Origin of the sequence: Paracraurococcus lichenis (assembly GCF_030657435.1) — a bacterium.
Taxonomy (GTDB): Bacteria; Pseudomonadota; Alphaproteobacteria; order Acetobacterales; family Acetobacteraceae; genus Paracraurococcus; species Paracraurococcus lichenis.
This window is the reverse complement of the sequence record NZ_JAUTWS010000568.1, coordinates 1-306: the sequence shown is the minus strand read 5'-3', so window position 1 is coordinate 306 and position 306 is coordinate 1. Positions and strand designations below refer to the sequence as shown.

Genomic DNA, 306 nt, shown 5'->3' with positions numbered 1-306 from the left:
CATCGTCCGCCGTGAGACCTGCGGGCCGCGGCGCTTCGCCATCATCGACGACACGCTGGCGCCACGTGGCTCGGCCAAGGCGCCTGGTGCTGCCGTGCGGTTCGACCATGCGAGGAAGCCGAACCGCCCGAGCTTCCTGCTGTGCCAGGCCTTCGTCACGCTGTGCGCCGTCGTGCCTTGCCGCGACCGGCCGCGCGCGGTTCCGATCCTGACCGGCCTGTGCCGCGGCGTCGGTCATGTCGGGAAGACTGCCCTGGCCAAGACGTTGCTGCGGGCGGTTGGCGATCGCCTCGGTCCACTGTGCCT

1 protein-coding gene is annotated in these 306 nt (G+C 71.2%); it reads left to right on the top strand.

Going from position 1 to position 306, the window contains the following annotated elements; genetic code table 11:
- Positions 1-306: hypothetical protein (locus Q7A36_RS41270; protein ID WP_305109550.1), on the top strand; the 306-nt coding region annotated here is incomplete at both ends.